This window comes from Achromobacter xylosoxidans (assembly GCF_002192695.1).
Classification (GTDB): Bacteria; Pseudomonadota; Gammaproteobacteria; order Burkholderiales; family Burkholderiaceae_B; genus Achromobacter; species Achromobacter xylosoxidans_C.
In genome coordinates this window covers 240,300-246,851 of sequence record NZ_MTLG01000082.1, presented here as the reverse complement: position 1 = coordinate 246,851, position 6,552 = coordinate 240,300, and the positions used below count along the sequence as shown (strand labels likewise).

Annotated in this window: 6 protein-coding genes; 3 read left to right on the top strand and 3 right to left on the bottom strand. The window is 68.1% G+C overall.

The window, feature by feature from the left end:
• The coding region (locus BRO63_RS19275) for an autotransporter family protein (RefSeq protein WP_143219488.1) at positions 1-1,783 on the top strand (1,783 nt) is incomplete at its 5' end.
• Positions 1,784-1,838: 55 nt separating this feature from the next.
• On the opposite strand, the gene BRO63_RS19270 is transcribed toward BRO63_RS19275, so the two are convergent.
• Complete coding sequence (locus BRO63_RS19270) at positions 1,839-2,984, bottom strand: alpha-hydroxy acid oxidase (RefSeq protein WP_088141328.1); 1,146 nt, start codon at positions 2,982-2,984, stop codon at positions 1,839-1,841.
• A 161-nt stretch (positions 2,985-3,145) separates the two neighbouring features.
• Between BRO63_RS19270 and BRO63_RS19265 the strand changes: the two genes are divergently transcribed.
• Positions 3,146-3,484, top strand: a complete 339-nt coding sequence (locus BRO63_RS19265; RefSeq protein WP_088141327.1) for a hypothetical protein — start codon at positions 3,146-3,148, stop codon at positions 3,482-3,484.
• A gap of 112 nt (positions 3,485-3,596) precedes the next feature.
• Entirely contained in the window at positions 3,597-4,028 is a 432-nt protein-coding gene (locus BRO63_RS19260) for a VOC family protein (RefSeq protein ID WP_088141326.1), read from the top strand.
• A gap of 28 nt (positions 4,029-4,056) precedes the next feature.
• On the opposite strand, the gene BRO63_RS19255 is transcribed toward BRO63_RS19260, so the two are convergent.
• Both BRO63_RS19255 and pdxR read right to left on the bottom strand, forming a co-directional pair.
• Complete coding sequence (locus tag BRO63_RS19255; RefSeq protein ID WP_088141325.1) at positions 4,057-4,473, bottom strand: VOC family protein; 417 nt, start codon at positions 4,471-4,473, stop codon at positions 4,057-4,059.
• Positions 4,470-6,497 carry a MocR-like pyridoxine biosynthesis transcription factor PdxR gene (gene pdxR / locus BRO63_RS19250; protein ID WP_088141324.1) on the bottom strand — a complete coding sequence of 676 codons (2,028 nt, stop codon included), beginning with the start codon at positions 6,495-6,497 and terminating at the stop codon, positions 4,470-4,472. Before pdxR ends, BRO63_RS19255 begins: the two co-directional genes overlap by 4 nt.
• Positions 6,498-6,552 lie beyond the last annotated feature (55 nt).

Sequence of the window (6,552 nt, the reverse complement as noted above, 5' to 3'; positions counted from 1 at the left end):
TGGCGGCGCCTCGGGCGCCATCCTGGGCGACGTGGCGAACAACGGCGCCTTGACCTTCAACCGCTCCGATACCGTGACGTTCGCGGGCCTGATCTCGGGCAGCGGCACGGTCAATCAGAACGGTTCCGGCGCCACGATCCTGACCGCGCAGAACAGCTATGGCGGCCCCACCAACGTCAACAATGGCGTGCTGCGCGCGGGCGCGGCGTCCACGCTCAGTCCGAACTCGGCCGTGAACGTGGCAGCGGCAGGCACTCTCGATCTGAACGGCTACAGCCAGGCCGCGGCCGGCGTGACCAATGCCGGACTCATCAACATGGGCACCGGCACCGCGCCCGGCACCACGCTGACGACGCCGAACTACGTCGGCCAGGGCGGCCTGATCGCGATGAACACCTTGCTCGGCGGCGACGGCTCGCCGTCGGACCGGCTGGTGATCAATGGCGGCGCGGCCTCCGGCTCGTCTTCGTTGATCGTCAGCAATGCCGGCGGCGCCGGCGCCGTGACCACTGGCAACGGCATCCTGCTGATCGATGCCGTCAATGGCGGCACCACCGGCGCCAGCGCGTTCTCGCTCGGCAATGCCGGCGGCTACGTCGCCGCGGGCCCCTATGCCTATACGCTGCAACGCTCCGGCGTGGACGGCAGCGGCCAGCAGAACTGGTACCTGCGTTCGACGGTGGACTGCGCCGCCGCGCCCAGCAATCCCGCCTGCAAGGACCCGGAGCCCCCCGTTCCGCCGACCCCGCCCGTGCCGCCCAACCCGCCCACGCCCGTTCCTCCCGCGCCCCCCAACTACCGGCCCGAAGTCTCCACCGCCGTGGCGACGCCGGAGCTGGCCTTGCGCTACGGCTCGACCTTCCTGGACTCGCTGCATGAACGCATCGGCGAGGCGCGCTACGCCCTGCCCTCAACCCCGGCCGGCAGCGATTCCCGAGTGTGGGGCCGCGTCATCGGCGTGACCGGCGAACGCAACGGCAGCAACTCGGGGATCCTGGGATCCCGGGGCCCGGACTACGACTACAAGATCTATGGCCTGCAATCCGGCGTGGACCTTTATCGCCGTGCCAACGCCAACGGCAGCATGGACCACGCAGGCGCCTACGTCGCCTTCGGCCGCGCCACGGCCGACGTCGACCACCTCGACGGCCGCTCGGCCGGACAAGCGGCCATGAATGGCGTGACGCTGGGCGGCTATTGGACGCATATCGGCAAGGAAGGCTGGTATGTCGACGCCGTGATCCAGGGCACGCGCTACGACGTGGACAATGGCCGCTCGCCCGCGGGCTACAACCTGGACACGCGCGGCTTCGGCTTCGCGACCTCGCTGGAGGGCGGCTATCCGTTCCGCCTGAACGACGAATGGGTCATCGAACCGCAGGCGCAGCTCGTCTTCCAGAACGTCAATCTCAACGACGCCAACGACGGCGCCGCCAAGATCCGCTTCAACGACGTCGACAGCCTGAGGGGCCGCGTGGGCGTGCGCCTGGCGCGCACGGTGGAGCTGGATCCCGGACCGCAAGGCAAGCGGGTCGCCACGACCTGGCTGCGCGCCAGCCTCGTCAATGAATTCCTGACCAACCCGACCACCGAGTTCTCCTCGCAGAACGGCTATGTGCCTTTCCGGGCCGACATGAAGGGAATGTCCGTGCAGTTGAACCTGGGCGCGGACGTGGGCGTCAAGCGCAATGTCTCCATCTACGGCAGCGTGGGCTCGGAGATCAGCCTGAGGGGCGATGGCCAGAACTTCAACGGCAAGCTCGGCGTGAAGATAGCCTTCTGAAGCGCAGCGACGCGGATCGGGCGCACCCGGCCCGATCCGCGGACCTGTCGATCGATCAGCGGAACCGCAAGTGCCGCCGCTGCAAGTCGCCGACAGTCCTGCATCCCATCAGCTTCATGGCGCGCTCGATCTCGACCCGCATCAGTTCCAGCGCACGCTCCACGCCAGGCCGGCCCGCGGCCGCCAGCGGGAACAAATAGTAGCGGCCCAGGCCCACTGCCTTGGCGCCCAGCGCCAACGCCTTGAGCACGTGGGTGCCGCGCTGCACGCCGCCGTCCATCATCACGTCGATGCGGTCGCCGACCGCGTCGACGATCTCGGCGAGCTGGTCGAAGGCGCTGCGCGAGCCGTCCAATTGGCGGCCGCCGTGGTTGGACAGCACGATGCCGGTGCAACCGATGTCGGCCGCGCGCCTGGCGTCTTCCACCGACATCACGCCCTTCAGGCAGAACTGTCCGCCCCATTCCCGCACCATGGCGGCGACGTCGTCCCAGGTCATGGCCGGGTCCAGCATGTCGGTGAAATAGCGGCTGATGGACATGGCGCCGCCGCCCATGTCGACGTGGGTGTCCAGCTGCGGCAGCCGGAAGCGTTCGTGCGCGAGATAGTTGAGCGCCCAGGCCGGCTTGATGGCGAACTGTGCGATGCCGGCCAGGTTGAGCCTGAACGGAATGGCGAAGCCCGTGCGCTTGTCGCGCTCGCGGTTGCCGCCGGTGATGCTGTCCACGGTCAGCATCATGACCTGCACGCCGGCCTCTTTGGCGCGCGCCATCATTTCGCGGTTCAGGCCGCGGTCCTTGTGGAAGTAGAACTGGTAGACCTGGGGGCCGCCGCTGATCTTGCGGGCTTCCTCGAGGCTGACGGTGCCCAGCGAGGACACGCCGAACATGGTGCCGAACTTGCCCGCGGCCGCCGCGACGGCGCGTTCGCCGTCGTGATGGAACAGGCGCTGCAAGGCGGTGGGCGAGCAATAGACCGGCAGCGCCAGCTTCTGGCCCATGACGGTCACCGACATGTCCACGTCGGCCACGCCGCGCAGCACGTCGGGCAGCAGGTCGCAGGATTCGAAAGCGGCGGTATTGCGGCGGTAGGTGGTTTCATCGTCGGCGGCGCCGTCGATGTAATTGAAGATGGGGCCCGGCAGCCGCTGGCGGGCCATGCGGCGAAAGTCGTGGAAGTTCTGGCACTGGTTCAGACGCATGGGTAGACCTTTATCGACACTACACGTACAGACAGCCTGGGCCCCGGATGGAGCGGGGGGAATTGTAGACCGACAGCCCCCTTTCCCAGGGCATCGAAGTCCGGGCCGCGGAAGATCGTGTTAAATGCGGGCTCCAGCCATATGAACGGAAGTACCCCGCAATGCCTCATTCCCTGCTCAAGCCGGCCTCCTGGACTGCCGCCGCCGTCCTGTCGCTGTCCGCGGCAACCGTCTCGGCGCAACAGAACCTGGAGCGCGCCACCTCCTTGGCCCAGATCCACGCGATCATGGAGTATTGCCAGGTGCTGACTCCCGAACTGCTGGAGATCCTGAAGAAACGGCAGCAATCCGCCACGCGCGAGTCCGGCGTGTCGTCGCTGGTGTTCGATGCCGAATATCTGCGCGCCTACACCAAGGCGCGCAAGGACATGGCGGATTTCGGCGAGGAAGAAAAGGAACTGACCTGCCAGCCCATGCGGGCCATGGCGGGCAAGGATTGAGCGGACCTGGCCGCGCGCTCCAAGCGGCTGCGCGGCGGCTTGAAACCGGGCGCGGGCAAGCGTAGTCTGACACCGCTGATTGTCCCCCCACCTCGATAGCCAGGAGCGATGCATGGCGCAGAAAGAACGACACAAGGGCCGCTTGATCGATCACATCGGGCTGGTCGTGCGCGACCTGCCCGCCAGCAAGGCGTTCTACACGGCAGTCTTCAATGCCTTGCGGATTCCCATCGGCGGCTCCGACGAAAACAACTTCTGGGCGGACGAGTTGTTCATCTCCGCGCCCGGCAGCGCCGAGGTGCAAGGCGAACTGACCGGCCGCATACACCTGGCCTTCCAGGCGGAAGACCAGGCCATGGTGGATGCGTTCTACAAGGCGGCGATGGCGCACGGCGGCCGGGATAACGGCCCGCCGGGCGAGCGCGCGGCCTATCATCCCGGCTACTACGCCGCGTTTGTGCTGGACCCGGACGGCAACAATATCGAAGCCGTCACCCGCGCGCGCGCCGAACGCAGCGCGGCCTCGGTGCGGATCACCTACTGACCGCGCCGCCCGCGCCCGAGGCCAGCTGTCATCCCGCGCCGCGCGGCGCCTGGATCATTTTCCAGCCATTGCCCGCCGGATCGCGGAAGCCCGCGTCCACGCTGCCGTAGCGTTCGATGGGTTCCTGCGTGAATTCGACGCCCAGGGCCTGCAGCCGGGCATGCTCTGCGCGGCAGTCGGCCACATGCAGGACCAGGGGCGGCATGGCCCCCTTCGCCACCATGGCGCGCAAAGTCTGCGCGGTAACCTCGTCGTGGATGGGCGGGCCGGGCGCGAACAGGCCGAGCTGGAACGAGGGCTGATCCGGATGCTGGACCGTCAGCCACCGGTACGGTCCATTGCGCACGTCCGTATGGACGCGAAATCCGAGCTTGTCCACGTAGAACGCCAACGCCGCGTCCTGATCGTCCACGTACACGCCCGCCACATTGATGCCTGGGTTCATGAGACCTCCTTGGTTGATGGCGGAAATTTACCGTTGGCCTCGCGGCGGCGCTTCTCCAAAACAGCGATGTTGAGATCGGGGCGCTGTGCGGCTTTCACCACGCAGGCAGGCACGCGGTCCAGGGGCTGCATCCCGGCACGCGCCTGCGCGCGCATGGCGCTGGGGCTCAGCCCCGTGATGTCGCGGAAGATGCGGCTATAGGTGCCCAGGCTTTCCCAGCCCGTGGCGTAGGCGATTTGCGTGACGCTCTGATCCGTGTCCCGCAACAGGGCCACGCTTTGCTCGATGCGCCGCGTCAGCAGGTAGCGGTGCGGCGGCAGGCCGAAGGCGCGCTTGAACGAATGCGCGAAATGGGCCTTGGAGATGCCGCTGACTTCGGCCAGGCGCTCCACCGGCCAGGCTTCCTGCGAGGCTGCATCCATGCGGTCCCTGGCGCGCAGCAGGCGCCGCAGCAAGGCGGGATCCTGCTGTGGGCCCAGGCCCGGCGCCGCCTGCGCCAGCAGCGTCCCCAGCTTCAGCAGGGCATCCTCATCCACCGCGCTATAGCCCAGCACCACGCCAGGCGGCAGGTCCACTTTGCGGCAGAAGTCCGCGACCGGCTGCATGCCCACGCCTGCGGCGCGCGCCGCCGCCACGGCCCGCGCCAGGTCCCAGTCCGGCGGCAGCCACCAAAGCAGGTGAAAGCCCGCATGCTCGCCACTGACGCGCAACGCATCAGCGCCCACCGCCTGCCGCAGGGCGCTCAGCGCGGCGTCGCGGCGGCGCGCGTACGCGCCGCGGGCCTTGCGCACATGGCGGGCGAAGCTGCCGTCCTGCAGGAACGCCGCGAGCGTCATCTGTTCGATGATGCTGGGCACGCGCCCTGCCCGGCGGCGCGCCTGCACGAAAGCGGGCGCCAGTTCCTTGGGCACCACCGCATAGCCGATGCGCAAGGCGTTGAAGAGCGTCTTGTTGAAGCTGCCGCAGTGGATGACACGATCGGCCGTGTCCAGGCTTTTCAGGGCGGCCAGCGGCGCGCCATCGTAGCTGAACTCGCTGTCGTAGTCGTCCTCGACGATCCAGCAGCCGGCCTGCGCGGCCCAGTCCAGCAGTTCCAGGCGGCGCGACACAGGCATGGTGATGCCAGTGGGCGACTGGTGGGCGGGCGTGACGTGCGCGAGCTTCACGCCGCGCTGGCGCCGGGCCTGCGCAACTGGAAAGCCTTCGGCGTCTATGGCCAGGGGGACGATGTGCCGCGTGTATTGGCCGAAGATGGGCTCGGCATTCAGGTAGCCGGGATCCTCGATCAGCACCTTGTCCTGCGGCTGCAGCAGGAGCTGGCCGCAGAGGTCCAGGCCGTCGCGGATGCCGCTCAGGATGATGACCTGGTCCGGCTCGCAGCTGATGCCGCGAGCCGCGCCCAGGTAGCGCGCGATCTGCTCGCGCAGCGCGCGCCAGCCTTGCGGCTCGTCATTGGCGAGCTGGGCCGGCGTCACCCGGCGCGCGCTGGCCATGAGCCCCTTGCGCCAGCGTTCCATGGGAAAGAGCGCGGCGTCGGCGCTGCGGGAGAAGAACTGGGAGTTGGGCTGCGCCGGCGCGAAGATTGCGGCCATTTGCGGCGCGGGCGGCGGCGCGCTGGCGCTTGCCACACGTTGCGCCGCGCCCGCTTGCGATACAGGCGCCGGCTCTCGCGCCGGGGACCCTGCCGCGCCCTCGCCCGGTAGCCCTGCCCGGAAGAAGTTGTCCGGAATCACCGCCGCCACATAGGTGCCCGAGCCGACCGTGCCCGCGGTATAGCCTTCGCTGCGCAATTGGTCGTAGGCGGCTTCGACCGTGGAGCGCGCGATGTGCCAGCGCGCGGCCAGGCTGCGCGTGGACGGCAGGCGCGCGGCGGACGGCAACGCCCCCTTCAAGATGCGTTCCCGAATCTCGCGATAGACCCAGGCCTGCTTGGATTCTCCTGGCCGCGCAGCGTCCATCGGCAGGTCCAGGCTGGCCTCCTGGCGCTTCGCAACCGGCTGCCCCGCTACAAGTGGCTTGTTCATATTGCTTGAAATGGCTCTATTTCATGTAGCCATTCTATCGGTAGATTGGCCACCT

Bases quoted from the DNA above. Each gene is read 5' to 3' on its own strand.
- BRO63_RS19260 (WP_088141326.1), top strand. From the start codon at position 3,597: ATGGCGCAGAAAGAACGACACAAGGGCCGCTTGATCGATCACATCGGG.
- BRO63_RS19255 (WP_088141325.1), bottom strand. From the start codon at position 4,473: ATGAACCCAGGCATCAATGTGGCGGGCGTGTACGTGGACGATCAGGAC.
- pdxR (WP_088141324.1), bottom strand. From the start codon at position 6,497: ATGAACAAGCCACTTGTAGCGGGGCAGCCGGTTGCGAAGCGCCAGGAG.
- BRO63_RS19265 (WP_088141327.1), top strand. From the start codon at position 3,146: ATGCCTCATTCCCTGCTCAAGCCGGCCTCCTGGACTGCCGCCGCCGTC.
- BRO63_RS19270 (WP_088141328.1), bottom strand. From the start codon at position 2,984: ATGCGTCTGAACCAGTGCCAGAACTTCCACGACTTTCGCCGCATGGCC.